Source organism: Methylobacterium sp. 1A (assembly GCF_058072805.1).
Genome location: NZ_JBYQVE010000002.1, coordinates 66,139 through 92,062, shown reverse-complemented (window position 1 = coordinate 92,062; position 25,924 = coordinate 66,139). Strand labels below are relative to the sequence as shown.

At 70.4% G+C, this 25,924-nt stretch carries 24 protein-coding genes; 12 read left to right on the top strand and 12 right to left on the bottom strand.

Translation table 11 applies throughout. The features are described from left to right. The first annotated feature begins 212 nt into the window (after window positions 1-212). Window positions 213-1,367 carry a GGDEF domain-containing protein gene (locus tag ACX9MN_RS20405; RefSeq protein ID WP_489725270.1) on the top strand — a complete coding sequence of 385 codons (1,155 nt, stop codon included), beginning with the start codon at window positions 213-215 and terminating at the stop codon, window positions 1,365-1,367. A 17-nt stretch (window positions 1,368-1,384) separates the two neighbouring features. Here the strand turns inward: ACX9MN_RS20405 and ACX9MN_RS20400 are convergent, their stop codons facing one another. Beyond that, window positions 1,385-2,860 (bottom strand): methyl-accepting chemotaxis protein, encoded by a 1,476-nt coding sequence (locus ACX9MN_RS20400; protein WP_489725269.1) that lies wholly within the window; start codon window positions 2,858-2,860, stop codon window positions 1,385-1,387. A gap of 372 nt (window positions 2,861-3,232) precedes the next feature. On the opposite strand from ACX9MN_RS20400, the gene ACX9MN_RS20395 reads away from it, so the two are divergent. Continuing rightward, complete coding sequence (locus ACX9MN_RS20395) at window positions 3,233-3,439, top strand: SlyX family protein (protein WP_020092944.1); 207 nt, start codon at window positions 3,233-3,235, stop codon at window positions 3,437-3,439. Window positions 3,440-3,478: 39 nt separating this feature from the next. Here ACX9MN_RS20395 and ACX9MN_RS20390 read toward each other — a convergent pair whose 3' ends face one another. Together ACX9MN_RS20390 and ACX9MN_RS20385 are read right to left on the bottom strand one after the other, a co-directional pair. After that, on the bottom strand, window positions 3,479-4,912 hold the full coding sequence (locus ACX9MN_RS20390; RefSeq protein ID WP_091678962.1) for an NAD-dependent succinate-semialdehyde dehydrogenase: 1,434 nt from the start codon (window positions 4,910-4,912) through the stop codon (window positions 3,479-3,481). Window positions 4,913-5,013: 101 nt separating this feature from the next. Beyond that, window positions 5,014-5,799 carry a class II glutamine amidotransferase gene (locus tag ACX9MN_RS20385; protein WP_489725268.1) on the bottom strand — a complete coding sequence of 262 codons (786 nt, stop codon included), beginning with the start codon at window positions 5,797-5,799 and terminating at the stop codon, window positions 5,014-5,016. 320 nt (window positions 5,800-6,119) lie between these two features. On the opposite strand from ACX9MN_RS20385, the gene ACX9MN_RS20380 reads away from it, so the two are divergent. Beyond that, complete coding sequence (locus tag ACX9MN_RS20380; RefSeq protein ID WP_026604893.1) at window positions 6,120-6,512, top strand: response regulator; 393 nt, start codon at window positions 6,120-6,122, stop codon at window positions 6,510-6,512. 297 nt (window positions 6,513-6,809) lie between these two features. Here ACX9MN_RS20380 and rpsU read toward each other — a convergent pair whose 3' ends face one another. Continuing rightward, window positions 6,810-7,145 (bottom strand): 30S ribosomal protein S21, encoded by a 336-nt coding sequence (gene rpsU / locus ACX9MN_RS20375; RefSeq protein ID WP_012322424.1) that lies wholly within the window; start codon window positions 7,143-7,145, stop codon window positions 6,810-6,812. 222 nt (window positions 7,146-7,367) lie between these two features. Between rpsU and ACX9MN_RS20370 the strand changes: the two genes are divergently transcribed. Next, entirely contained in the window at window positions 7,368-8,414 is a 1,047-nt protein-coding gene (locus ACX9MN_RS20370) for a threonine aldolase family protein (RefSeq protein ID WP_489725267.1), read from the top strand. A gap of 261 nt (window positions 8,415-8,675) precedes the next feature. On the opposite strand, the gene ACX9MN_RS20365 is transcribed toward ACX9MN_RS20370, so the two are convergent. Both ACX9MN_RS20365 and ACX9MN_RS20360 read right to left on the bottom strand, forming a co-directional pair. Beyond that, window positions 8,676-9,863, bottom strand: coding sequence for a DUF1501 domain-containing protein (locus ACX9MN_RS20365; protein WP_132366071.1), 1,188 nt, complete (start codon window positions 9,861-9,863; stop codon window positions 8,676-8,678). Next, window positions 9,860-11,389, bottom strand: a complete 1,530-nt coding sequence (locus tag ACX9MN_RS20360; RefSeq protein ID WP_489725266.1) for a DUF1800 domain-containing protein — start codon at window positions 11,387-11,389, stop codon at window positions 9,860-9,862. Before ACX9MN_RS20360 ends, ACX9MN_RS20365 begins: the two co-directional genes overlap by 4 nt. A gap of 185 nt (window positions 11,390-11,574) precedes the next feature. On the opposite strand from ACX9MN_RS20360, the gene ACX9MN_RS20355 reads away from it, so the two are divergent. After that, complete coding sequence (locus ACX9MN_RS20355; RefSeq protein WP_489725265.1) at window positions 11,575-13,188, top strand: peptide chain release factor 3; 1,614 nt, start codon at window positions 11,575-11,577, stop codon at window positions 13,186-13,188. 51 nt (window positions 13,189-13,239) lie between these two features. Here ACX9MN_RS20355 and ACX9MN_RS20350 read toward each other — a convergent pair whose 3' ends face one another. Then, complete coding sequence (locus ACX9MN_RS20350; RefSeq protein WP_020092936.1) at window positions 13,240-13,698, bottom strand: response regulator; 459 nt, start codon at window positions 13,696-13,698, stop codon at window positions 13,240-13,242. A 7-nt stretch (window positions 13,699-13,705) separates the two neighbouring features. Further along, on the bottom strand, window positions 13,706-14,173 hold the full coding sequence (locus ACX9MN_RS20345) for a BLUF domain-containing protein (protein WP_020092935.1): 468 nt from the start codon (window positions 14,171-14,173) through the stop codon (window positions 13,706-13,708). A 310-nt stretch (window positions 14,174-14,483) separates the two neighbouring features. On the opposite strand from ACX9MN_RS20345, the gene ACX9MN_RS20340 reads away from it, so the two are divergent. The 5 genes from ACX9MN_RS20340 to ACX9MN_RS20320 all read left to right on the top strand — a co-directional run bounded on the left by ACX9MN_RS20340 (window position 14,484) and on the right by ACX9MN_RS20320 (window position 20,142). Next, complete coding sequence (locus ACX9MN_RS20340; protein WP_020092934.1) at window positions 14,484-15,869, top strand: flagellar hook protein FlgE; 1,386 nt, start codon at window positions 14,484-14,486, stop codon at window positions 15,867-15,869. 34 nt (window positions 15,870-15,903) lie between these two features. After that, window positions 15,904-17,787, top strand: a complete 1,884-nt coding sequence (gene flgK / locus ACX9MN_RS20335) for a flagellar hook-associated protein FlgK (RefSeq protein ID WP_489725264.1) — start codon at window positions 15,904-15,906, stop codon at window positions 17,785-17,787. Window positions 17,788-17,789: 2 nt separating this feature from the next. After that, entirely contained in the window at window positions 17,790-19,397 is a 1,608-nt protein-coding gene (locus ACX9MN_RS20330) for a flagellin (RefSeq protein WP_489725263.1), read from the top strand. Window positions 19,398-19,544: 147 nt separating this feature from the next. After that, window positions 19,545-19,805, top strand: a complete 261-nt coding sequence (locus ACX9MN_RS20325) for a hypothetical protein (RefSeq protein WP_056531919.1) — start codon at window positions 19,545-19,547, stop codon at window positions 19,803-19,805. A gap of 1 nt (window position 19,806) precedes the next feature. Continuing rightward, window positions 19,807-20,142 (top strand): porin family protein, encoded by a 336-nt coding sequence (locus ACX9MN_RS20320; RefSeq protein WP_020092930.1) that lies wholly within the window; start codon window positions 19,807-19,809, stop codon window positions 20,140-20,142. On the opposite strand, the gene ACX9MN_RS20315 is transcribed toward ACX9MN_RS20320, so the two are convergent. Genes ACX9MN_RS20315 through ACX9MN_RS20305 form a run of 3 tightly spaced genes read right to left on the bottom strand, consistent with a single transcriptional unit; the run spans window position 20,139 to window position 22,120 of the window. Next, window positions 20,139-20,612: a hypothetical protein gene (locus ACX9MN_RS20315; protein ID WP_020092929.1), complete on the bottom strand. Its 474-nt coding sequence runs from the start codon at window positions 20,610-20,612 to the stop codon at window positions 20,139-20,141. The two genes, ACX9MN_RS20320 and ACX9MN_RS20315, sit on opposite strands and share 4 nt — an antisense overlap. Further along, a complete protein-coding gene (locus ACX9MN_RS20310) occupies window positions 20,599-20,958 on the bottom strand; it encodes a rod-binding protein (protein ID WP_020092928.1) in 360 nt (119 codons plus the stop codon). The genes ACX9MN_RS20315 and ACX9MN_RS20310 overlap by 14 nt, the downstream gene beginning before the upstream one ends. 25 nt (window positions 20,959-20,983) lie before the next feature. Further along, window positions 20,984-22,120, bottom strand: a complete 1,137-nt coding sequence (locus tag ACX9MN_RS20305) for a flagellar basal body P-ring protein FlgI (protein WP_489725262.1) — start codon at window positions 22,118-22,120, stop codon at window positions 20,984-20,986. Window positions 22,121-22,359: 239 nt separating this feature from the next. Between ACX9MN_RS20305 and ACX9MN_RS20300 the strand changes: the two genes are divergently transcribed. Next, complete coding sequence (locus tag ACX9MN_RS20300; RefSeq protein WP_020092926.1) at window positions 22,360-22,788, top strand: flagellar assembly protein FliX; 429 nt, start codon at window positions 22,360-22,362, stop codon at window positions 22,786-22,788. A 63-nt stretch (window positions 22,789-22,851) separates the two neighbouring features. Here ACX9MN_RS20300 and ACX9MN_RS20295 read toward each other — a convergent pair whose 3' ends face one another. Then, window positions 22,852-24,348: a helicase HerA domain-containing protein gene (locus ACX9MN_RS20295; RefSeq protein ID WP_103984877.1), complete on the bottom strand. Its 1,497-nt coding sequence runs from the start codon at window positions 24,346-24,348 to the stop codon at window positions 22,852-22,854. A 244-nt stretch (window positions 24,349-24,592) separates the two neighbouring features. Here ACX9MN_RS20295 and ACX9MN_RS20290 point away from each other — a divergent pair, with 244 nt between their 5' ends. Then, on the top strand, window positions 24,593-25,840 hold the full coding sequence (locus ACX9MN_RS20290) for an Hsp70 family protein (RefSeq protein WP_489725261.1): 1,248 nt from the start codon (window positions 24,593-24,595) through the stop codon (window positions 25,838-25,840). Window positions 25,841-25,924 lie beyond the last annotated feature (84 nt).

The following is a 25,924-nucleotide window of genomic DNA, read 5'->3' as shown; positions in this document are numbered from 1 at the left end:
GCACTCAGCACGAGAGACCCGGCAGGCTCAGGGACTAATATGCCGGTGTACTAGCACCTTCGTCCCGGTTGGCCGTTCTAATCTAGCTTACTGTGGCTTCCGGCAAGATAGAGCGATATACTCTGCCGGCTCGTATCGTTGCTCGGCCATAGTGCGGCGCGACGCGGGGGCGGGGGCGGCTCAACGTCCGGGTCGAGGATAGACAGGCGTCCGTGCAACTCGATCCCGCCACCCTGCTGGTCGTCAGCGCGGCGACGACCTTCCTGGTCGGCACGCTCTTCATGGCCTCGTGGCGGCAGGCGCCCGAATCCAGGGTGCTCGCCTACTGGGGCGCGGCGCATCTCGTGGGCGCGGCCGGATCGGCCGGCCTCGCGCTGCGCAACCAGATCCCCGACCTGATCTCGGTGGGCTTGGCCAATGCCGTGGTGCTCGCCGCCTACGGCCTCATCTGGAGCGGCGTCCGCTCCTTCGAGCATCGGGAGCCGCGGGTGGGCATCGCCATGGCCGGCGCCCTCGGCTGGTGCGTCCTGTGCCTGATCCCGACCTTCTACGCGTCGATCGAGGCCCGCATCATCTACGCCTCGGGGACCGCGGCGCTCTATTGCTGCGCCGCGGCCGCGCAGATCTGGCGCGGTCGCGCCGAGCGGCTCGCCTCCCGGATCGCCGCCGCCACCATCCTGGGACTGCACGGCAGCTTCTACATCGTGCGGATCCCCGCGACGCTGGTGGCGCCCCCGCAGCCGGGTCTCAGCCCGCTCGCGTCGCACTGGGTGGCGATCCTGTGCTTCGTCACCCTGATGTTCTCGATCGCCTCGGCCTTCACGTTCATGGCGCTGGTCAAGGAGCGGGCGGAGCGGGAGCAGCGCATCGCCGCCTCCACCGACGCGCTGACGGGTGTGCGCAACCGCCGGGCCTTCGCCAGGGCCGCCGCGGACGCGATGGCGCGGCACGGCGACGCCGCCCTGCTGCTGTTCGACCTCGACCGGTTCAAGGCCGTCAACGACCGCTTCGGCCACGGGGTCGGCGACGCGGTGCTCATCGGCTTCTGCACCATGGCGTCGACCTTGCTGCCGCGGGAGGCCCTGCTGGGCCGCCTCGGCGGTGAGGAGTTCGCATGCCTCCTGCCGGACGTCTCGCCCGCCGAGGCCCTGGCCCGAGCCGAGGAGCTGCGCCAGACCTTCGCGCAACTCGCGGTTCCCGAGCTTCCGGCCCTGCGCGTCAGCGTCAGTATCGGGATCGCGCAGGCGCGCCCCGGCATCGCGTTCGACCTGCTGATGCAGCGGGCTGACGCCGCTCTCTACGCCGCCAAGAATGGCGGACGAGACCGGATCTCCGTGGCCGATCCGGTCGCCACCCGCGCGGCCTGAGGCCCTGCCGGGCCGGCTCACGCGAGGGCGCGCGCCGCCTCCGAGACCTTGCGCACCGAGGCGTCGACGACGCTCGCCGAGGAGGCGATCTCCGCCATGGCGGTGTGGATCGCCGCGACGCCCTGCGCCGCCGACTGCATGTTCTCGGTCATGTCGCGGGTCACCGCGGCCTGCTCGGTCACGGCCGACGAGACGCTGAGCGAGATCGCGCTGAGCTGCTCGATCGTGGCGCCGATCCCGTCGATCGCCGAGACGGCCCGGGAGGTCTCGGTCTGCACGGCGGCGATCTGGGTTCCGATCTCGCCGGTGGCCTTGGCGGTCTGCTCGGCGAGCGCCTTCACCTCGGCGGCGACGACCGCGAAACCCTTGCCGGCCGCTCCGGCCCGGGCGGCCTCGATCGTGGCGTTCAGCGCCAGCAGGTTCGTCTGGTCGGCGATGGACCGGATCAGGCTGACCGCCGCCCCGATCCGGTCCGCGGCGCCGGTCAGCCCCACGACGATCGCCCCCGCCTCCTCGGCGCGGGAAACGACCAGATCGACGGAGGATTTCGCCTGCATCGCGTGACGGCTGAGCTCCTCGATCGAGGCGGCGAACTCCTCCGAACCCGCAGCGACCGCATCGACGTTGCGGCTTGTCCGGCTCGAGGCCTCCGCGGTCTCGTCCGCCTGCCGGACCACCCGGCTCATCGAATCGCGGATTGCCGCGATGTCGGCGTCGATCGCGCGCTGCCCCTCGGCCCGGCGCTGGCGGTCTTCGACCTGCCGGGTCACGTCGGTGGCGAACTTCACCACCGCGCAGGGCTTGCCGTCGGCGTCGAGGATCGGATTGTACGCGCCGAAGATCCAGACGATGCGGCCGTCCTTCCCGACGCGCCGGAACTCGCCGGCCTGGTACTGGCCGTTGCCGAGCGCGGCCCAGAACGCCGTGTAGTCCGGGCTGGCCGCCTCCGCCGGCGCCATGAACATGCGGTGATGCCGCCCGCGGATCTCCTCCAGCGTGTAGCCCATCGTGGACAGGAAGTTGCTGTTCGCGTCCGTGATCGTCCCGTCGAGGGCGAAGCAGATCACCGCCTGCGAACGGTTGAGCGCTTCGACCTGACCGGCGTGGAGCGCGTTGCGGACGCGTTCCGCGGTGATGTCGGTGGCGAGCTTGACGACCTTGGTGGGCTTGCCGCGGCGGTCGAGGATCGGGTTGTAGGAGCCCTGGATCCACACGGTTTGGCCGGCTTTCGTCACCCGCGGAAAGGCACGCGCCTCGTGCTGACCGGCGCGCAGCCGGTCCCAGAAGGCGCTGTAGTTCGGACCGGACCTGTCGGCCTCAGGCACGAACATTCTGTGATGCTGGCCCCGGACTTCGTCGAGCGTGTAGCCGACGAGGTCGAGGAACACGGCGTTCGCGTCGGTGACGGTGCCGTCGAGGTCGAATTCCACCCGCGCCATCGTCCGGTCGATCGCCGCGAGGAGGGCGTCGTCGCGTGAACCAAACATCGCCATCGGAGCCCGTGCCCGCCTGATCTGTAAAGTGCGGACGATCATGAGGAGACGCGCTTAAAAAACCGTCAATGGCGTGCTCTCGTCATGAAACAGGCTCAATTAGATCGCGGGAAAGTTGTAGGAGCGCAGTCGATCGTCCCAAAATGCATTTATTCAAGCGGCAAAGACACGCGAGATATAAATCATTTTCGCGCAATTATCGGTCTTCGAGTCTATACGTCGACTGATGGACGTTCTCGACTGGTCATGGCTCGAGGCGGTCCGTCGGGTTGTTCGGCGCGCGGCCTGCGTTAGGAGGAGCGTCGAGCGCCGGAGGTCCGAGACGATCGGGTCGGGGACAGCTCGCGACACGGCACTGCCTGGAGACCCGACATGGACGAGGCGACACGGATCGATCGCCTGGAGATGCGACTGACCGAGCAGGATGCGACGATCGAGGATCTGAACCGGACCGTGACCGAGCAGTGGCGGGTGATCGACCGGCTCGTCCGGCAGCTCGACGCGCTGCGGGAGCAGGTGGAGGAGGCGGCCGCCCGCGCGGCGCCGCGCGGGCCGGAACCGCCGCCGCCGCATTACTGAGGGGAGGGGCCGGCGCGCCGCGGCGCGCCGGCCGGTGCGTCAGAAATTCGCCTGCGTGACGAACTTGGTGACCAGGTAGGCGTCGAGGGCCTCCGGGCCGCCCTCGCTGCCGTAGCCCGAATCCTTGACGCCGCCGAACGGCGTCTCGGGCAGGGCGAGGCCATGGTGGTTGATCGAGATCATGCCGCTCTCGACCGCATTCGACACCCGCGCCGCGCGCTCGGCGGAGCGGGTGTAGGCGTAGGCCGCGAGCCCGTAGGGCAGGCGGTTGGCCTCGGTGAGCGCTTCCTCGTCGTCAGAGAACCGGTTGATCATTGCCAGAGGGCCGAAGGGCTCCTCGTTCATGATCCGCGCGGTCAGCGGCACCTCGGTGAAGACCGTCGGCTCGAAGAAGTTGCCCTGGTTGCCGATGCGCTTGCCGCCGGCGCGCAGCGTCGCGCCGCTCGACTCGGCGTCCGCTGCCAGCGCCGTGACGGCGTCGAGGCGCCGCCCGTGGACCAGCGGTCCCATCTTGGTCTCGGGATCGAGCCCGTCGCCGACCTTCACCGACTTGGCGAAGGTGGTGAAGCCCTCGACGAAGCGATCGAAGACCGAATCGTGCACGAGGAAGCGGGTCGGCGAGACGCAGACCTGGCCGGCATTGCGGAACTTCGAGGGGGCCAGGACGGCCACCGCCTTCTCCACGTCGGCGTCGCCGAACACGATCGCGGGGGCGTGGCCGCCGAGTTCCATCGTGGCGCGCTTCATGTGCTCGCCCGCGAGCGCCGCGAGCTTCTTGCCGACCACGGTCGAGCCGGTGAACGAGATCTTCCGGATGACCGGGTGCGGGATCAGGTAGGCCGAGATGGCTTCGGGATCGCCGTAGACCAGCGAGAGCGCGTCGCCCGGGATGCCCGCATCCAGGAAGGCGCGGACCAGGGCGGCGCAACTCGCCGGCGTGTCCTCCGGGCCCTTCAGGATCACCGTGCAGCCGGTGCAGAGCGCCGCCGAGATCTTGCGGACCGCCTGATTGATCGGGAAGTTCCAGGGCGTGAAGCAGGCCACCGGCCCGACCGCCTCGCGGACCACCGCCTGCAGCACGCCGTCGGCGCGGCCCGGGATGACGCGGCCGTAGGCGCGCTTACCCTCCTCGGCGAACCAGTCGATGATGTCGGCCGCCGCCAGGGTCTCGACCCGCGACTCGGCGAGCGGCTTGCCCTGCTCCAGCGTCATGATCCGGGCGATCTCGTCGACCCGGGCGCGCAGCAGGTCGGCCGCCTTGCGCATCACCTTGGCGCGCTCGAAGGGCGCGACTTTGCGCCAGGCCGGGAAGGCGCGGGCGGCGGCCGCCAGGGCCTCGTCGAGATCCGCCGTGGTGGCGACCGCGCACTGGCCGATCGTCTCGCCCGTGGCGGGGTTCAGGACGCCCAGGGTGTCCCGGTCGGCACCCGCGCGCCAGCGCCCGGCGATGTGAAGCTCGGTATCCGGATACATCGGTCGATTCCCGCTCGGCCGCACCATCGGCCGCAGGCGGAATGTGGCGATGTGGCGCGCCCCGGCAATCCCCGCGGCGGCATGGCTGGGGCCGTCTGTATTCAGGCGGCGGCGCGCGCGGGCTCCGGCGCCTCGACGAGGGTCGCGCTCCCGTGGCGGGCGCGCAGGGTCGCGCCCTTCGGAACCACCCGCCAGCCCTCGCGGCAGCCGTCGATCGGCTCCGACACCACCACGATGCCGCCCGGCCCCTCGCGGTAGTACAGGCTCGGCGGCCGGCCGTCGCAGGCCCAGCGATAGGCGGTCAGCGTCTCGCCGTCCGTGAGCAGCGCGGTGAAGCGCAGCGGCTCGCAGACATTCGCCGACTCCATCAACTCGCGGACGGTCTTCAGCGTCCGCGCCATCGCACCGACGGGGTCCGCCTCGAGGCCGTTGGCGAGCCCCAGGAGGAAGATCGCCTCCGAGTCGGTGCTGCCGCGGCGATGGTCGTAGTAGGAATCCGGGATCAGCGCCTCGAGGCGCCGCTTGATCCGGTGGTAGCCGCCGATCTGGCCGTTATGCATGAACAGGTGGCGGCCGAACACGAAGGGGTGGCAGTTGGCCCTGGCGGTGGCCGTCCCGGTCGAGGCGCGCACGTGCGCGAAGAACGTCCGCGCCCGCACCTGCCCGCAGAGGTTCACGAGGTTCTCGTCCGACCACGCCGGGGAGATGTCGCGGTAGACACCCGGCTCGGGCCGCTCGGCGTACCAGCCGATGCCGAAACCGTCGCCGTTGGTCTCGGTCTTCCCCTCGTCGGCGTGCAGCGACTGGTGCACCAGCGAGTGGGTCGGCGCGCAGACGAGGTCGGAGAGGAAGACCGGCTCACCGCTGTAGGCGAGGAAACGGCACATGTCGGACGATGATCCTTCAGCTCTAGGCCGCGTTCGATCCCGCGAAACGCCCCGCGCGGGTGGAGACGTTCCGCCGCAGGACGTTAACAGTCGGTCCACTCCGGTGAACAGTTTCTTAACCGCCCGGAAACTGCGCCATTTTCGTGCGTTCCGCATGAAAATGGTGCCGCCTGTCCGCAGGGCAGGCATTCGCCTCCGGAGCGACGCGACTCTTGTGAGCCGCCTCATGAAGGGTCAGCATGGCCGAATCGGGGAATCAGAAGCTCGCCGTACAGGCGGCCACCCGACGCGGGGCAAGGCACCGGCAGCAGGAGACTTTGATGGATCGCGCAACGCCCGATAGTTCCGCCCCCGTGGCGCTCGTCGTGGAGGACGATGCGGCTGTGCGCGATCTCGCGACGGCGGTGCTCGAGGAGACCGATCTCGGCGTGATCGCCTGCGAGAGCGCCGAGGCGGCCCTCTCGGTGCTGGAGCGGTCCGACGTGACCGTGGCGCTGCTCTTCGCGGACGTGCGCCTGCCGGGCGCCATGGACGGCGTGTCGCTGGCGCAGGCGGTCAAGCGGCGGTGGCCGGACGTGCGCGTGGTCGTCACCTCGGGCGCGAGCCGGGACGCGCGGCTCCCCGATCAGGCAGTCTACATGCAGAAGCCCTGGCGGGCCCTCGACGTGCTGGTCCAGGCCGAGCACGCCACCATGGCCGCCAAGGCGGCCTGAGCTGGCGGCCTGAGCTGGCGGCCTGAGCGCCCGGCGCTCGAAGCTCTTCACGTCATCGCGAGCGCCGAGCCCCGGCTCGGCGCTACAGGCGCGACCTTCCTCCTTTCCCGACGGATCTTGGGCCTGCCCGAGATCCGTCCTGAGAAGCCCGACTCGGGGCAAGCTCGACTCGGGTGGAAAGGGGACCCGCGCCACGTGCGGCTCGCGTGCCCGGGCGCCTTCATCCGGACGCGACGCAAAGAAAAAGCCCGGCCTGCGCGCGCAGGCCGGGCTCTCTCATGACTGACGTAGTGTCGCTCAGGCGGCGGGAGCCGGGCTGACCGGGGTCTGACCGGCGGCGTTGCCGCCCTGGCCCTGCGCGGCGGACGGCGACGGGAAGCCGGGACGACGGCCGCCGGCGGGGAAGCGGGGCTTCGGCTTCGGCGCGGCGATCAGGCCCTCGCGGATCGCGGTCTTGCGGGCCTGCTTGCGGGCGCGGCGGACGGCCTCGGCCTTCTCGCGAGCCTTGCGCACGGACGGCTTCTCATAAGCCTTGCGCTGCTTCATCTCGCGGAAGATGCCCTCGCGCTGCATCTTCTTCTTGAGGACGCGGAGCGCTTGATCGACGTTGTTGTCGCGAACGAGTACCTGCAACGGACTTGATCCTCTGGACCTGAAGTTCTGGGTTCACGCGGCCCGCCGCCGATCTGGAAACCGGCAACGTCCCTCGCCCGGTTTGAACCCGGGAGGGACGGGAACGTCGGTTTCCGAATCGGCGTGGAGCTCACGCCTTGACGGGGCTATTACACCAAGCGCGCACCAGTTCCAACCTGTCCGCGCGATCCATCCGCGCCTGCGCCGTGCTAGGTTGCGCGGATGAGACACGACGACTCGCAGCAATTCGCCAGCGACAACTATTCCGGCATCTGCCCGGAGGCCTGGGCTGCGATGGAGGCGGCCAATCGCGGCCACGCCCCGGCCTACGGCGAGGACGCCTGGACCGCCCGGGCGGCCGACGCCTTCCGGAACCTGTTCGAGACACCGTGCGAGGTGTTCTTCGCCTTCAACGGCACGGCCGCCAACGCGCTGGCGCTGGCCGCGCTGTGCCAGTCCTACCACAGCGTGATCTGCGCCGACTCGGCCCATGTCGAGACCGACGAGTGCGGCGCGCCGGAATTCTTCTCGAACGGCTCGAAGCTGCTGACCGTCCGGACCGAGGGCGGCAAGCTCACGCCGGAGGCGATCCGCGGGCTGGCGCAGAACCGCAGCGACATCCACTTCCCGCGGCCGCGCGTGGTGACGATCACGCAGCCCACCGAGACCGGGCAGGTCTACAGCCTCGCCGAGCTGCGGGCCCTGTCGGCGACCTGCCGCGAGCTGGGCCTCGCCCTGCACATGGACGGGTCGCGCTTCGCCAACGCCTGCGCGAGCCTCGGGTGCAGCCCCGCCGACATGACGTGGCGCTCGGGCATCGACGTCCTGTGCTTCGGCGGCACCAAGAACGGCATGCATGCCGGTGAGGCGGTGGTGTTCTTCGACGCCAAGCTCGCGGAGGATTTCGGCTACCGCTGCAAGCAGGCCGGCCAGCTCGCCTCGAAGATGCGCTTCCTCGCGGCCCCCTGGGTCGGCATGCTGGAGAGCGGCGCGTGGCTGCAGAACGCGGCCCACGGCAACGCCTGCGCTCGCCGCTTCGCCGAGGCGGTCGGCGGGCTGCCGGGGGTGCGGGCTCTGTTTCCCGTCGAGGCGAACGCGGTCTTCCTGACAATGCCGGCGGCCACGATGGAGGGCCTGCGCGCCCGGGGCTGGCGGTTCTACACCTTCATCGGCGGCGGGGCGCGCTTCATGTTCGCCTGGGATGCCCGGACGGAGCGGGTCGACGAGCTGGTCGGCGACCTGCGCGCCCTGGCGGCCGCCGCGGCCTGAGCGCGCGGACAGAGCGGCGCGGAGCCAATCCGTTGAAGGTGTTTCGCGCGCGCTGATATCGGGATCCGCTGAGGAGCATCGATATGTCGGCACGACATGCGCTTGGTCGTCCTTGCGAGCGCAGCGAAGCAATCCAGTGTCGCGCGACGCCTGCCGAACTCGTGCGGCCCTGGGTCGCTTCGCTGCGCTCGCGATGATGGAGGGGCTGAGAGCCCGGGCTCGCGAGTGCTGGGACGGCGCGACGCTGCGACGGCCCGCTCCCTACAGCAGCGCGAGATCCGCCGGGTCCGCGCTGGGGAAGATCCGCCGCAGGCTCGCCTGGTCGAGCCCGTAGAGCCGCCGGAACAGGCCGCCCAGCAGGCCGCGATAGTCGGTGAGCACCGGATAGTCCCGGTTCTGGAACAAGTGCGCCTCGTCGGCCCGCACCTGCGGTCCCGCGATCCGGCCGCCCCGGACGCCGCCGCCGAGAATCCAGTAGACGCTGCCGTGGCCGTGATCGGTGCCGCGGCTCCCGTTCTCCCGGAAGGTGCGCCCGAACTCCGACAGCACAACCACCACCGTGTCGGACCAGCCCGGCCCGATCTCCTCGACGAAGCCCGAGAGTCCGCGCCCCAGCTCGCCGAGTCGGTCGGCGAGGTAGCCGGTGCCCGCGCCCTGGTTCACGTGCGTGTCCCAGCCGCCGACATCGACGAAGCCGAGGTTGAAGTTCTCGCGCATCAGGCGGCCGATCCGCCGGGCCGACAGCTCGAAGCCCTTGGGCGAGACCGCCCCGCGGTCGGCCTGCCCGGCATGATCGGAGATCGTGTGGTAGACCGCGTCGCGCACCCGGAACCCCTCGGTCACGGCGGCGGCCAGCTTGGTGTCGCTGTACATCGCCGCGATGAGGCGGGCCTGCCGGTCGTCGATGCCGGGCTTGCCGACCCCGTTGATGGCGATGTTGGGCACCGTCTCGCCGCCCCGGAAGATGAGCGGCATCTGGTCGGTGAAGGCGATCGGCCGGACCCGGGTCAGATCCGCGGCGAGCCGGGCCATGAAGCCGGAATTGTAGTCGCGGGCCGCGCCGACCGTCTGGCCCATCTCGATCGTGTCCTGGGTCTCGAAATGGCTCCGGGTCAGGTCGTCGGTGCCGGCGAACGGCACGAAGGCGGCCTGACCCTTGGCGTAGAGCGGCAGGAGCGTGTCGCGCAAAGCCGGGTGCAGGCTCCAGTCGGCGTCGAGCGCCAGCGCCGCCTTCGGGTCCGACGCGTCGGGCTTCGGGATCGCGAGGTTCGGCCGCGACCGGTAATAGAAGTCGCTGCCGGTCGGGATCACCACGTTGGCGGCGTCGTAGGCGCCGCGCAGGAACACCACGAGGAGGCGCGCGTCGGCCTTCGGGGCGGCCCAGACGCGGCCGGCCAACGTGGACAGGCCGAGCGCCGCCGAGGCGCGGATCAGGTCGCGACGGTTCATCGCATGAACTCCGGCGAGGCGAGGTAGAGGGTGTTCCAGTCCTGCGGCGAGACCGCCTGGGCGAGGGCCGCGCGCGTCGCCGCCGACAGGGTGCCGGACAGCGCCGAGAAATAGAGCCCGTTGGCGAGCACCGGAAAGGCCGGCTCCTCGGCCTGATCGGGCAGCGCCGGCTTGAACAGGCCGGCCGAGCCGGACCCGATCTGCCGGGCGATCTCGAACCGTGTCGCGAGCTGCCCGGGCCCGTTCCAGGCGGCCGCGTCGAGGGGGTAGCCGTCCGGCGTCGAGCGGTTGAACAGGCCCTCGCCGAGGCGGTTCAGCCAGCCGAGCACCGGGCCGGCGTTGCGGATCACGCGCCCGTCGTAGGCCATGCGCAGGGCCGAGAAGACATAGCGCACCGGGTCCTTGAAGGCGCCGCCGCGCTCGGCCGTAAAGGCCGGCTCGCGCACCAGCGCCTCCATCACCGCGGCGATGTCGCCGTCGGTCCGCGTGAAGACGGCGGCGAGTCGGGCGACGAGGGCGTCGTCGGGTGCCTGCCCGAGGAAATAGGTCGCCAGCGCCCGGGAGACGTTGGTCGCGGTGGCGGGGTTGCGAGCGATCAGGTCGACCGCCTCCTCGACCTCGGGCCAGCCGCGCCCCCGGATGCGCGTGTCGAGGAAGACCTTGTCGCCGTAATCGTGCCGGTTCGGGGCGAACTCGAACAGGCCGTCCCGGCGGAAGTCGGCGGCGCGCTCGGGGCGGAGCTTCGGGTTCTCGGGCTTCAGATCGATGCCGACCCCGCTCAGGATCCGGGCCAGCGCCTCGACGTCGCCCTGCGTGTAGCCGGATCCGACACCCATCGTGTGCAGCTCCATGATCTCCCGGGCGTAGTTCTCGTTCGGGCGGCCGGCGGCGTTGGCGTCGTTGTCGAGGTAGCGCAGCATCGCCGGGTGGCGCAGGCTCGCCATCAGCAGGTCACGGAAGCGGCCGAGCACGTGCGGGCGGATCGCCGTCTCGACGTAGTCGCCCACGGCGGCGCGCAGGGTCGACTTTCCTTGGTGGACGTTGAGTCGGTTGAACCAGAACCACGTCAGCCGCTCGCGCAGCTGGTCGGGGCTGTAGAGCGCCCGCAGTACCCAGATGGAGGCGGCGTTCCGCGCGGCCGTGTTGAGCGCCGCCTGGAAAGCCTGCTGCGCAACCTTCCTAGCCTCGGGATCGGCGATGTCCTTCGCGGCCTTGGCCTGCGCGTCCAGGGCCTGGGCCCGCTCGAACAGGCTGCCCGGCGGGGTCAGCGCGTCGACCTGCGCCTGGGCGTCGGGGGGCAGGCGCATTTCGGCGGGCGGGTGAAGCTGATCGTGTAGCCAGCGCGTCCGCCCCTCCGCGGTGAGCTGCGCGAAGGCCGAGGGCGTGGCGCCCCAGGTCAGGGCATCGAGGAAGGCGGCGTCGGCCGCTGCGGCGCGCTGCGGCGCCTCGGCCGCGCAGGGCCCGGGGCCCGCGGAGGCGAACAGCAGAGCGGTGACCAGACAGCAGCGTGCTGCGGCGCGCGACATCGGGGCCTCGCGAAGCGTGGATCGACCGGGGAAGCGTGGTGTCACGCCCCTGTACGGTGCCTGAAAGGAGGCCCCATTCTGCCGCCGTCTTTGCCAATATCGGGGCTTGCCGCTACACGATCCCGAGACCGCGCGAGTGCCGCGCCGCGCACCACCACGTTCCGCCGACCCAGGGCGTTCGCTCCATGCTGATGCAGACCAAGACCGAGGCGAGGCCGGCCGATCCGGTGTCGCGGCGGCGCACCTTCGCGATCATCTCCCACCCCGACGCGGGCAAGACCACGCTCACCGAGAAGCTTCTGCTGTTCGGAGGCGCGATCCAACTCGCCGGCGAGGTGAAGGCCAAGCGCAACCGGGTCTCGACTCGCTCCGACTGGATGGGCATCGAGAAGGAGCGCGGCATCTCGGTGGTCACCTCGGTGATGACCTTCGAGTACGGCGACTGCGTCTTCAACCTCCTCGACACGCCCGGCCACGAGGACTTCTCGGAGGACACCTACCGGACGCTGACGGCGGTCGATTCGGCCGTCATGGTGATCGACGCTGCGAAGGGCATCGAGGCGCGCACGCGCAAGCTGTTCGAGGTCTGCCGCCTGCGCGACATCCCGATCGTCACGTTCGTCAACAAGCTCGACCGCGAGGCGCGCGACCCGTTCGAGCTTCTGGACGAGATCGAGAAGACGCTGGCCCTCGACGTCGCCCCGGTCACGTGGCCGATCGGCACCGGCCGCAACTTCTCCGGTACTTACGAGCTCGGCGGCAACCGTGTCCGCCGCCTCGACGCCGCCGAGGATGCGGGGATGGTCCCGGTCTCGGGTCCCGGCGACAAGCTGTTCGACGAATTGCTCACCGAGGACGGCGCGGCCGACGCGTGGCGCGAGGAGGTGGAACTCGCCGAGGGCGGCCTGAAGCCGTTCGACCTCGACGCGTTCCGCGAGGGGCACCTGACGCCGGTCTTCTTCGGCTCGGCGCTGCGCAATTTCGGCGTGCGCGACCTGATCGACGGTCTCGCCAAGGTGGCGCCGCCACCCCGCGGCCAGGACGCCGACAAGCGCCTCGTCGAGCCGACCGAGCCGCGCATGACCGGCTTCGTGTTCAAGATCCAGGCGAACATGGACCCGAATCACCGGGATCGGATCGCGTTCATGCGGGTCTGCTCGGGCAAGCTCAACCGGGGCATGAAGGCCCGGCTGGTGCGCACCGGCAAGCCGATCTCGCTCTCGGCGCCGCAATTCTTCTTCGCCCAGGACCGTGCCATCGCCGACGAGGCCTATGCCGGCGACGTGGTCGGCATCCCGAACCACGGTACGCTGCGGATCGGCGACACGCTCACCGAGGGCGAGGACATCGTGTTCCGCGGGGTGCCCAGCTTCGCGCCGGAGATCCTGCGCCGGATCAAGCTGACCGACGCCATGAAGGCCAAGAAGCTGCGCGAGGCGCTCCAGCAGATGGGCGAGGAGGGTGTCGTCCAGGTCTTCGTGCCTCAGGACGGCAGCCAGGCGATCGTCGGCGTGGTCGGCGCGCTGCAGCTCGACGTGCTGAAGGAGCGGCTCCAGGCCGAGTACGGCCTGCCGGTGGATTACGAGACCTCGCGATTCTCGGTCTGCCGCTGGGTGTCGTGCGATTCGGAGGCCGAGCTCGACAAGTTCATCGACTCGCACGGCTCGGCCATGGCCAAGGACCTCGACGGTGCCCCGGTCTTCATGGCGACAACGGCCTTCTCGCTCCGCTACGAGGAGGAGCGCTACCCGGCCGTGCGCTTCACCGACGTGAAGGATTACCAGAAGCGGGCGGCGTGACGCGCTTCGGCGGCGCCTCCGCGTCGCCGCACCCGCGAGGGGGGCGCGGCGTCAGAACTTGCCGAGCATCGGGAATTCGACGCTCAGGGTCGATTCGGACGCGATCGGCGCCTCGCGCTTGCGCGGCTTGCGGTTGAGGACCTGCTTCAGCTTGGTCTTCAGCACCGCCATGTCGAACGGCTTGAGGATGAAGGCGTCCGCGCCCGCCTGGTGGGCGAGGTTGATGTCCTCGAAGTCGAAGGACGACTCGGTGAGCATGAAGGGCGTGTTCATCAGCGCGTCGTCGGCGCGGATCTCGCGCAGCAGGGTGAGCCCGTCCATGGGCTCCATGTCGAGATCTGAGATCACCAGGGCGTAGCGGCGCTGCCGCATCCGCTCCAGCGCCTCGGGCGCGTTGGTGACGCCCTCGACATCCGGGAAGCCGATGCGGGTCATCAGCATCACGATCAGCCGCAGGAGCTTCTCCTGATCGTCGACGATGAGAATCGGGGGCGTATCGCTCTCGGACATCGGCGGCTCAGATGAAGAGGTGGTCGATGCCCTGACGGGACATCGCGTCGGACTGCAGCGACAGGCACAGCCCGTGTATCGCGGATGCCTTCGGCGTTCCGCGCTGGAGCATCGGGAGCAGGTTGGCCTTGGCGAACAGCGTGTCGTTCCCGGCCGTGCGCTGCGCGCTCTTGAACGAGTGGACGAACTCGCGCTTGGTGATCTCCCGCCACTCGCTGATCTGGACCTCGCGGTGCCGGCTGTCGGCACTCACCCGGTCGAAGGTCTCGTGCACGGATGTGCGCTCGCCCTCGATGACCTGGCAGGCGAAGTTCCCCTCGATGACCAGAAAGCTCGTGATCACCGCGAACTCGTTCTTCTTCTGAGCGATGCGACCGATATCGCTGATCTGCTCGGACCTCTTCGCCGCGTCCGACGACAGGTTGAGACGCGAGAAGTAGATGATGTGGACGAGGCTTGTCCGTTTCGCCCGCATGATCCCGAGATCCGCAATCCGTACCCGTTCAGCGCTTCCGGACAGGACGCACCGCGCGTGGCCCCGGCCCGGCGGCATCTTCGCGCGTGTCGAATAACACCGCGTAAACGCGGGGGACGGGACTTCCGGTCCGGATCTCCGCGCCCGCGGGTCCGACCCGGCAGGATCTGCCGGGCGCGCGGCCATGACCGGTCAACCCTGCCGGGTCGTCGACAATCCGGTCCAGGATTCTCAAGGACTTAGCCCTGGCATGCCGGTTGCGGCCGGACCGGCCTGCGGGCCAGTGCGGCGCGCATCGGGATCGTTCGCCATGGATCTTTTCACCGCCCTGCAGACCTCGGTCTCCGGACTCCAGGCGCAGTCCTACGCCATCAGCAACATCTCCGGGAACATCGCGAACTCGCAGACGACCGGCTACAAGCGCATCGACACCAGCTTCGTCGACCTGATGTCCGAGAAGACGCCGGGCCGCGAGGTCGCGGGTTCGGTGCTGCCCCAGTCGCAGCTCACCAACACCCTGGCCGGCAACGTGGTCTCGTCGAGCGTGCCAACCAACATGGCCATCAACGGCCAGGGCTTCTTCACCGTCGTGCAGAAGACCGGCGACGCGAACGGCGCCACATCGTTCGGCGGCACGAGCCTGTACACGCGCCGGGGCGATTTCGCCCAGGACAAGGACGGCTATCTGGTCAACGGCGCCGGCGGATACCTGACCGGATCCAACCTCGATCCGATCACCGGTCAGACGACCAGCATCGGTCCGATCAAGATCGGCAACTCGGCGCTGCCGGCGCAGGCCACCACGACGATCACCTACGCCGCCAACCTGCCCTCGACGCCGAGCACGTCGGCCTCGGCGACGTCGGGATCCGATCTCTACAATCAGAATACCGCGGCCGTCGTGACCTCCGGATCGGGGCAGACCGGCGTCAAGGTCGATTCGACCCAGACCGGTGCCGTCTCGACCTTCATGAGCAACAGCATCGCCGGCCCGTCGCTGCCGGTCTACACGTCGACCGGCGCGCCGCTCACGCTCACGACCCGCTGGGCCAAGGTCCAGGACGCGACGACCACGCCGGCTCAGCCCGCCGTGTGGAACCTGTACTACTCCACCAACCCGAGCGCGCTCACCACGTCCGACTGGAACAACGTGGGCACGGCCTTCACCTTCGATTCCACCGGGAAGCTCACCTCGCCCTCGACGAACCCGATCCCGCTGGGGCCGATCACCATGGGTGACTACACATTCCCCAGCCTCAACATGAATCTCAGCGCCTCAGGCCTGACGCAGTATGCCGACACGACCGGTGCGGCGACGACCAACGCGCTGACACAGAACGGCAACAGCTCCGGGACGCTCACGAGCGTGGCCGTCGGTCCGGACGGCAAGGTCAACGGCACCTTCTCTAACGGTTCGGTCGTGGCTCTCGCCTCGGTCGGCGTCGTCCAGTTCGCCAATGCCGACGGTCTGAAGGCCGATACGAACGGGAACTATCTCCAGACGGTCGATTCGGGGCCTCCGCTCGCGGGCCTCAACGGCAGCACGATCTCGGGCGCGAGCAACGAGCAATCGAACACCGACATTGCGACCGAATTCTCTAAGATGATCGTAACCCAGCAGGCCTACTCTGCGAACACGCGCGTCATGTCGACGGCCCAGACGATGATGTCTGATCTGCTCAACGTGATCCGCTGAGTGAGGGTGCGATTCGAGCCGCGGAGGCCGTGACATGTCGCTGAATGCGATCTCCACCTCGAGCGCAGGCCTCGCCGCCACCCAGGCGGCGATCAACATCGTCTCGCAGAACGTCGCCAACGCCGGGACGGCGGGCTACGTCAAGCGCACGCTCTCGACGGTCGCCACCGGGACGAACAATTCCGGCGTGGCCGCCGGCACGATCACCCGCAGCTTCGATGCCGCGGCGCTGAACCAGCTCCGGCTAGAGACCTCGGGGGCCGCCTACACGGGCACCAAGTCCGGCATCGCCGCCCAGCTTGACGCCCTCTACGGCGTGCCCGGCAGCGCTACCTCCCTCGACGGGACGCTGAACACCTTCACCCAATCGCTCCAGGAGCTCGCCGCGAACCCGACCTCGGCGGCCGCCCGCACGACGGTGCTGGGCAATGCCGCGGCCGTCGCGAGCCTCATCAACAGCGCCGCCGGAACGGTGCAGAACCTGCGCACCGGCCTCGAGTCGCAGCTCGGCACCGACACGAGCGCGGCGAGCACGATACTGTCCAACATCGCGACGCTTAACGGCAAGATCCAGAACACCACTGACAGCACCTCGCTGACCGATCTTCAGGACCAGCGCGACCAGGCGATCAACAACCTGTCGAGCTACATGGACGTGCAGACGGTCCCGCAGCGCGACGGGACGGTCTCCGTCATGACCCGTTCGGGCGTGACGCTGGTCGACCGCGGGAACGCCGCGACCCTGACCTTCGATGGACGCGGCGTGCTCAGCCCCACCGCGAGCTACGCGTCCGACCCCGCCCAGCGGACGGTCGGAACCATCACGGCGACGCTGCCGGGCGGCGGCAAGATCGACCTCGGCGCCCCCGGCGTGCTGCGGTCCGGCAGCCTGGCCGCCGAGATCGAGATGCGCGACCAGACCCTGCCGCAGGCGCAGCGGCAGCTCGACGATCTCGCAGCCGGCCTCTCGAAGGCGTTCACGAATACCGCGACCACCGGGACGTACAGCGGGACCGACACGCAGATCAGCGTCTCGACGATGCAGCCCGGGAACACGATCACCTTCCCGGTCACCGACAACACCGGGGCCGTGCGCAACGTGACGCTGGTGGCGTCCGCGACCTCCAGCGGCGCGGTCGTGCCCGCCGCGCAGACCACGGATGCCAGCGGCCTCACGCTGACCTTCAATGCCAGCGGCGGGCCCGGCACCTACCCGGCGGCGATCCAGTCCGCCTTCGCCACGTTCAACGCCTCCGGCAGCACCTACAAGCTGCCGACACTGTCGGCGAGTCCGGTCTCCTCGACCGCCACCAGCGCAACGCTGACGCTGGGGGCGGCCGGCAAGGTCGCCGGCGCGGCGAGCGCCAGCGTCACGGCCGTCTCGGCGTCGGACCTGAACACCGGCAACCCGTCGATCGCGATGTTCGTCGACGGTACGGGCAACAAGCTCTACACCGGCACGTTCGACGGCGGCTCGCAGCTCACCGGTTTCGCCCAGCGCATCACGGTCAACGGCGCGCTGGCGGGCAACACCGCCGCGCTGACGGCGACGAGCGCCACGGACACGAGCACGTCGGGCGCCCGCGCCCAGAAGCTGTTCACGGCGCTCACCGCGAACCAGCAGACCTTCTCGTCGTCGAGCGGTATCGGCGGCGTCTCGGCCCCCTACAGCGCCACCGTGATCGGTTTCGCGCAGGACATCGTGTCCACGCAGGGGGCCAACGCGTCGAACGCCGCGGCCCTCGACGCCACCCAGCAGACGGCGCTCTCCACGGCGCAGAGCCGGTTCTCCGCCGGGGCGGGCGTCAACATCGACCAGGAGATGTCGAACCTGATCGCCCTGCAGACCGCGTACGGTGCCAACGCCCGCGTGCTCACCGCGGCCCGCGACATGCTCAACCAGCTGCTGCAGATCTGATCATGACGACGATCACGCCCTTCGCGGCCGGCTCCTACATCACCAACCGCAACGCCTCGCAGCTCCAGGCGCTGAAGAGCCAGCTCAACGACCTGACCAACCAGCTCTCGAGCGGTCAGGTCTCGCAGACCTATGGCGGCCTCGGCTCCGGGCGGTCGACGGCTCTGTCCGCGCAGGCCACCCTGAGCGCGCTCTCCGGCTACGCCGCCGGCATCACCGCCGCGCAGACCCGGACCGACCTCGCGGTCACGAGCCTGACGCAGGTGGCGACCCTCGGCACCTCCACCGGGACGATGCTCCAGAACGGCCTGCAGAGCGTGGCGGCGAACTCGGTCTCCGGCCGGTCGACGGCGCTGGCCAACCTGCAGACGGCGCTCGACACGCTCAACGAATCGGCGGCGGGCAACTACCTGTTCGGCGGCACCGACACCACGACCCAGCCGGTGGTCGATTCGAGCAAGATCCTCAACGGCACGACCGACGCGAGCGGCAACACGCTCGACGGCCTCTCGACCCTGATCTCGCAGCGGGTCACCGCCGAGCTCGGCGCGGGGGGCAACGGCCGCCTGACGCAGACTCTGGCCAGCCCGGCAACGAGCGTGCAGGTCACCGAAGAGTCGAACAACCTGACCCGAGGGCAATTCGGCTTCACCCTGGCGGGCGCGCCGATCACGACCGGCTCGGCGATCGGCGCGACCTACACGGCGGGCACGGCCACGAGCCCGGGCAGCTTCAGCCTCAGCATGACGACGCAGCCGAGCGCCGGCGATACCGTGTCGTTCGCGCTGAAGATGGCCGACGGCACCTCCACGACGATCACGCTCACGGCCGCGACGAGCGCGGACCCGAAATCGATCACCAACTTCGCCATCGGCTCGACGCCCGCCCAGACGATGGCCAACTTGTCGGCGACGCTGAGCAACGCGCTCACCGGTGCGGCCAACAGCACGCTGGCGGTGAACGCCACCGCGGCGACCGCGTCGAACTTCTTCTCGGGCGCGGCGGAAGGCGGCCCGTCGGGGTCCGGCGTGATGCCGCAGCGCATCCTGTACGACGGCACCACCCCGGTCGGCTACAGGGCGGCCACGCCTCAGGACACGGTGCTGTGGTACCAGGGCGAGAACACCTACACGCAGCCCGCGCCGCCGGCAGTGCCGCAGCCGACCTCGGCGATCGACACGCAGTCGGTCCAGGTGAGCGCGACCGGGAGCGTCGGGACGGGCGCCCGCGCCAACGATCCCGCCGTCCAGAACGTGCTCGCCGGCCTGGCGACCATGGCCTTCGGCCTGCCCACCACGAACGACGCCAACACCTACAACACCTACCAGACGGTGGCGACGAAGGCCGGCAGCCTGCTCTCGTCCGCCAACCAGACCCCCAGCGTCCAGGACACGGTCACGCAGCTCACCGTCGCGTCGACGCGGCTCTCGAATGCCGGCACGACCAACAAGGCGCTCCAGAACACCGTCCAGAACACCCTGGACGGGATCGAGCAGATCTCCCCCGAGGAGGTCATCACCAAGCTGCTCGACGTGCAGAACCGGCTCCAGGCCAGCTATCAGGTGACCGCGACGCTCTCGAAGCTCTCCCTCGTGAACTACATCAGCTGAGCTGATCGCCGAGATCGGTCAACGCGCGCCTGACGCTCGAAAAATCTCGCGACGTGTCGGGTTCACCATAGTCTTGCCGCTTTCCGGGAATGAAGCGCAGCGTGCGGTCGCGCCCACGCGCCGTCATTCGATTGAGGAGAGGTCGGCATGGCGCTGTCCGGACCCATCGAACTCGTCCTCCGCCTGGGAGCCGTCCCGCGTAGCGGCGCGATCGTCCTGGTCGAGCAGGCCGTCGACACCTACCTCGCGGGCTACGCGCATCCCGAAGAGCGCGCCATCGCCCTCGACATCCTGCTGCGGGACCTCGCCCGCCTGCGCATCCACGAGCCCGACCTCGACGGGTTCGTCGGCGAGGTCGAGCACTACATCGACCTGCTCCACCGAGATCTCGCCCGCCAGGCCGCCTGAGATGCGCGGCCGGATCCCGGTCTGCGCTGCCCTCGCGGCGATCGTGGCCGGCGCTGGCCCGGCCGAGGCCCTCGACCTGCGGGATCTGCCCGTGATCCCGGGGCCGGTGCCGTGCCCGTCCAAGGGCCAGGGCTTCGTGCGGCTGCCGGGGAGCGGCAGCTGCCTCCGCGTCTCGGGCCGCGTCGTCGCGGGGGCGGATCTGGCCGCGGGGAGCGGCGTCGCGGCAGCGCCAGTTGTCGCCGGCCGCATCGCGGTCGACAACCGCGTCGACACCGATCTCGGCGAGGTGCGGACCTACGTCCGGATCGGCGCCGGCCGCCGTCCGGGCGGGCCCTAGAGGTTGCGCGAGAGGACCAGCGGCCCGCTGCGCACGCCGCGGCCGTACGGGGACGGCGCTGGCGTCTGCCGCCCGTAGCCGGAGGGGAGCTGTGCCCGGCCGATCTCCTCCGCCAGGGTCTTGATTAGCCCTTCCGAGACGGTCTTGGCGCTGGCGAGCACCGTCTGGTTCGCCTCCACGGCCGCGGTGAACCGCCGGTGGGCGGTGCGCAGGGCCTCGACCCCGTCGGGATGGAAGCGCTTCAGTGCGACGGCGTTCGCCTTCGCGACCTCGAGACCCTGCATGTAGGCGGCGGCCAGCGCGGCCTTCGGCTCGGCCGCGGCGACGCCCTCCTGCAGTCGCCCTTCCCGAACGTAGGCCGCCTCTTCGGCGAGCACGGCTTCCAGCGCGGCCATGTTGCCGAGCACGCCCGCCACCAGGGCCTCGGCGGTGATCCGGTCCCCGACGCGCAGCGGTTCAGCCCTTTGCATGGATCGCTCCCTCGCTCGCCGCGCCCTGCATCTTCATGATCTCACGGAAAACCGAATCGGCGATGCCGACTCCGCCGCTCTTCACGATCTGCTTCGCGTATTCCTTGGTCAGCATCGAGCGGTAGACACCGCCGCCGGTCCCGTTCTCGCCGAGCGGCCCGTCGGTGCCCTCCGACTGGGTCAGCCGGTCGAGGCTGTTCTCCAGGAACATCGATTCGAACTCGGTCGCCGTCTTCAAGGCCTTGGCCTTGTTGGCGGTCTTGATGATCCCGTCGACGGCGCTCCCGGCCACCGAGGTTCCGACGCTGGCGGCGGCGCTGGCCGCGAGACTGGCGAGTTGCAGCATGGATCGTCCCTTCGCGTCCGTTCGGTCACATCAGCTCGATATCGGCCTGGAGCGCGCCCGCGGCCTTGATCGCCTGGAGGATCGAGATGAGATCCCGCGGGCCGACGCCCAGGGCGTTGAGACCGTCGACCAACTCGCGCAGGCTGACACCCTCCTTCACCAGGGCGAGCTTGTTTCCGTCCCCGGTATCGACCTTCACCCCCGTGCGCGGCACCACGACGGTGCGTCCGTCGGAGAACGGCGCCGGCTGGCTGACCTGCGGCTGCTCGGTGATGGTGACGGTGAGGTTGCCCTGGGCGATGGCCACCGTCGACACGCGCACGTCCCGGCCCATGACGATGATGCCGGAGCGCTCGTCGACCACGACCCGGGCGGTCTGGTCAGGCTCCACCTTCAGCTGCTCCACCTCGGTGATGAGGCGGATCATGTTGCCGTTGTAGCGGGACGGGATCTGGATCGTGACGGTGGCCGGGTCGGTGGGCTCGGCGGTGTCGGCGCCCATGAAGTCGTTGATCGCCGCGGCGATCCGCTTCGAGGTGGTGAAATCCGGGTTGCGCAGCGACAGACGCAGCGAGCGGGCGTCGTTCAGCTTGAAGGCGATCTCGCGCTCGATATTGGCGCCGTTGGAAATCCGGCCGTTGGTCGGCACGCCCCGGGTGATCTTCGCGGCATCGCCCTCGGCGGCGAAGCCGGCGATCGCCACCGAGCCCTGCGCCAGGGCGTAGACCTCGCCGTCGGCGCCGAGCAGCGGCGTCACCAGCAGGGTGCCGCCCTGGAGGGACTTGGCGTCGCCCAGCGACGAGACCGTCACGTCGATCCGGGTGCCCTGCGCGGCGAAGGGCGGCAGGCTCGCGGTCACCATCACGGCGGCGAGGTTCTGCGTGCGCATCGTGGCGCCGCGGGTGTTGACGCCGAGGCGCTCCAGCATGGCCTGGAGCGACTGCTTGGTGAACGGGATGTTGTTCAGCGTGTCGCCGGTTCCGTTGAGGCCGACCACGATGCCGTAGCCGACGAGCTGGTTCTGGCGAACGCCCTCGATGGAGGCGAGATCCTTGACGCGCGACAGGGCGAGCGCCGGCACGGACAGCGCGGCGAGAATCAGGGCGCCCGCGAGAGCGACCGAGAGAGACCGGAGAGGACTGAACGCGTGACGCGGGCGCATGCCGTGTTTCGACCGTGACGGACCTGCCCCCATCCTGCCAGGGTCGTGCCAGCCGCCCGATCTGTGCAAGCCATTGAAGAAAAAAAGTTTTTCCGGGCCAGGTCTGGCCCCGCGCCTCGCGGTGCCGGCACCGAACCTGCCGACCCGGCAGCTTCTGCCGGCTTGTTTACCCGCGCTTAACCCTGGCGGCCGAATTTCCGGTTCTGCGCGGGGGCGCTTGGAGCAACGCGAACCGGATCATGCGTGTCGAGACTCGCCAGCCGATCCAGAGCGCCGGCGGTGTCGCGTCCGCCCGGAAGCCCGAGGGCGGCGCAGCCTTCAGCCTCGGCGCGGCCCCGTCGTCGACGACGTCTGCCGGCGCGCCGGCCGCCGCCGCGACGCTCGCCGGGCTCGACGCGGTCCTGCTTCTCCAGGCCGAGGCCGACACGCCCCAGGAGCGGCGCCGGCGCTCCGCCCAGCGCGGCCAGGACCTCCTCGACGGCCTCGACCGGCTGAAGGCGGCACTGCTCGGCGGCCGCGTCGCGCCGCAGGATTTGCGCGCCATCGCCGGCCGCCTGAACGAGCGTGCCGGCCTCTCGGGGGATCCCCGGCTCGACGGCCTGATGGCCGAGATCGAACTGCGCGCCGCGGTGGAACTCGCCAAGCTGGAGATGGCCCGGCGCGTCTGACCGGGCTTCCGCACCAGACCCTGGGCGCATCCCGGTACCGCGCCGGGCGAGCGCCCGATCCTGCTACCCCGCCCGCCGCTTCGGACCCGTCGGCAGCATCTGCGGCTCGCCAGGTCCGGTCTCGACGCCGAGATCCGGCACCGCGATGATCGGTGCGCCGCGCAGGTCCTTGCGGGTGACGATGGCGCCGCGCTCCTCGAGATAGGCCAGCATCCGCCGCGCCCGGCCGCCCGAGCTGGTGCCGTAGGCCTCGGCCAGCACGGTGTCGGTGGGGCAGGGGGCGCCCTCGATGGCGGCCCGCGCGACCACGAGGAACAGGCCGGCGAGGTCGTCCGGCAGGCCGGCCGCGATCGCCTGGGCCTGCTCCCAGCCGGAATTGTCCGCGACCGCGCCGCCGGCCTCGGCCCGCGCGACCGCGAGGCGCCGCTTGAACTCGGGCAGACCCATCGTGTCGCCGCGCAGGCGCCGGATCCGGCAGCGGACCGTGAAGTCCTGGTAGAGCGTGGCGGGAGTGCAGGCGGCGGCGTCGGCATCCGCCAGCACGGAGGCCAGCACCTCGGCGAGCGCCGCCTCGCGGGCCTCCGGGTCCATGGGTTCCTCCTCCGGCTCCTCCGCCGGAGCCGGCGGACGGTAATTGGCGAGCTGGACGAGCACGTCTGGCGCCGGCGCGGGGCGCGGCTTCGGCCGCGGCGCCAGCGGCGCGACGGTCTCGGCGGGGCTCGCCGTGAGGATCAGCGCGCGGGCATCCTCCAGGGCGTCGGGCAGGGGCACAAGGACCGGCGAGGAACTCCGGCTCACGGTCTGGGTCGGCCCGACCGCGATGGTGAGCGGGCGCCGGGACAGGGCCGGTCCCAGGGCCACGAAATGCCCGCGCGGCAGGTCGCGGAACGTCTCGGCCTGCCGGCGCTCCAGCCCGAGGAGGTCGGCGGCGCGTGCCATGTCGATGTCGAGGAAGGTCCGGCCCATCAGGAAGTTCGAGGCCTCGGCCGCGACGTTCTTGGCGAGCTTGGCGAGGCGCTGCGTGGCGATGATGCCGGCGAGCCCGCGCTTGCGGCCGCGGCACATGAGGTTGGTCATCGCGCCGAGCGACAGGCGCCTGGCCTCGTCCGAGACCTCGCCGGCGGCCGCGGGCGCGAAGAGCTGCGCCTCGTCCACGGCCACCAGCATCGGGTACCAATGGTCGCGGTCGGCGTCGAACAGGCCGCCCAGGAAGGCGGCGGCGGCCCGCATCTGGCCGTCGGCGTCGAGATTCTCCAGCGACAGCACCACCGAGACCCGGTGGGTCCGCACCCGGGCGGCGATCCGCTGCAGGGCGACGTCGTCGCCGTCGGCCTCCACCACGACGTGGCCGTAGCGGTCGGCGAGGCTGGCGAAGTCGCCCTCCGGATCGATGATCGCCTGCTGCACGAGGCCGGCGCTCTGCTCGAGCAGCCGCCGCAGCAGGTGCGATTTGCCGGACCCGGAATTGCCCTGAACCAGGAGCCGCGTGGCGAGCAGTTCGGTGAGGTCGAGGAGCGCGGGGCGCTCGCCGGTCAGGCCGAGATCGATGTCGGAACGCATGGGGCCTCATAGCACGGCCCGGCGGGTCCGGGTGTGCCGCCGCGGCACTGTCCACGCTTCCCGTATATGGGCCGCATGTGGACCTTATGCGGGCGTCGGTCCGAGGCGTGGCTCCGCCGCCGGTGCGCGATCGGGCCGTCAACCCCCGCCCGGGCGCCCCGGGCCCCGCTCTTCCGCCCTGGACCCCGACATGGCGGCCCTGTAGGCCCACGGCCCTTCTCTTCAGTCCCGGATCCACGACACGATGGCGGCCTGCGGCCTCGATTTCGGCACGTCGAACACCACGCTCGGGCATATCGGCCCGGACGGCCCGACGCTGCTGCCCTTGGAGGGCGCGCACCGGACAATCCCGAGCGCGATCTTCTTCGAGCTCGGACGGGAGCCGATCATCGGCCGGGCCGCCACGGCGGCCTATGTCGAGGGCCGGTCCGGCCGGCTGATGCGCGGGCTGAAATCCGTGCTCGGCACGCCGCTCATGGATGAGGCGACCCCGGTCGGCCGCCAGCGGCTGCGCCTGCGCGACGTCATCGCCCGCTACCTCACCGCCGTGAAGGCGCGGGCGGAGGCCGCCAGCGGCCAGAGCCTCGACACCGTGGTCCACGGCCGCCCGGTCCACTTCGTCGACGGCGACCCGGAGGCGGATCGCCGCGCAGAGGACACGCTGCGCGACATCGCCCGCGACGTCGGCTTCAGGGAGGTCTCGTTCCAGTACGAGCCGATCGCCGCGGCGCTCGACTACGAGCGCCAGGTCCGCGCGGAGGAGATCGCCCTCGTCGCCGACATCGGCGGCGGCACCTCGGACTTCTCCATCGTGCGCCTCGCGCCGGAGCGGCGGGGGCGGCCGGACCGGGCCGGCGACATCCTGGCCAACGACGGGGTGCGGATCGGCGGCACTGATTTCGACCGACAGCTCAGCCTCGGAACGGTGATGCCGCTCCTGGGCCTCGGGAGCCCGATGCGCCGCGGCGACCTCGCGGTGCCGAACGCCTACTACCACGACCTCGCCACGTGGTCGGCGATCAACCGCCTCTACAATCAGAAGACCCTACGCGAGATCGACGAGGTCATCCGCGACGGCGCCCGGCCCGACCTGCTCGCGCGGCTGCGCGAGGCGGTGGAGGGCGAGCGCGGTCACGCCCTGGCCGGGGCAGTGGAGAGCGCCAAGATCGCGGCGTCCGAACAGGACGCGACCCTGCTCGACCTCGGCCTCCTGGAGCCCGGGCTCGCGGTCCCGGTGGATCGCGCGACCCTGTCCGCCCAGACAGGGGACCTCGCCCGCGCCGTCGCGGCCCGGATCGCGCGCTGCCTCGCGCAGGCGGAGCTGACGGCCGACCGGGTCGACGCCCTGTTCCTCACCGGCGGCTCCACCGGCCTGCCGCACCTGCGCGCCGCGCTGACGGCCGCGCTGCCGGCCGCCCGGGTGGTGGAGGGCGACACGTTCGGCTCGGTGGGACTGGGCCTGACCATCGAGGCGGCCAGCCGCGGAGCGTGAGGCCGCGCCCGGCCGGGCGCGCCGCCTCTGCGGCGATTGACGGGCCGGCCTTGATCCTCGACAAGGCGGTCCCTCCCGCTCGGA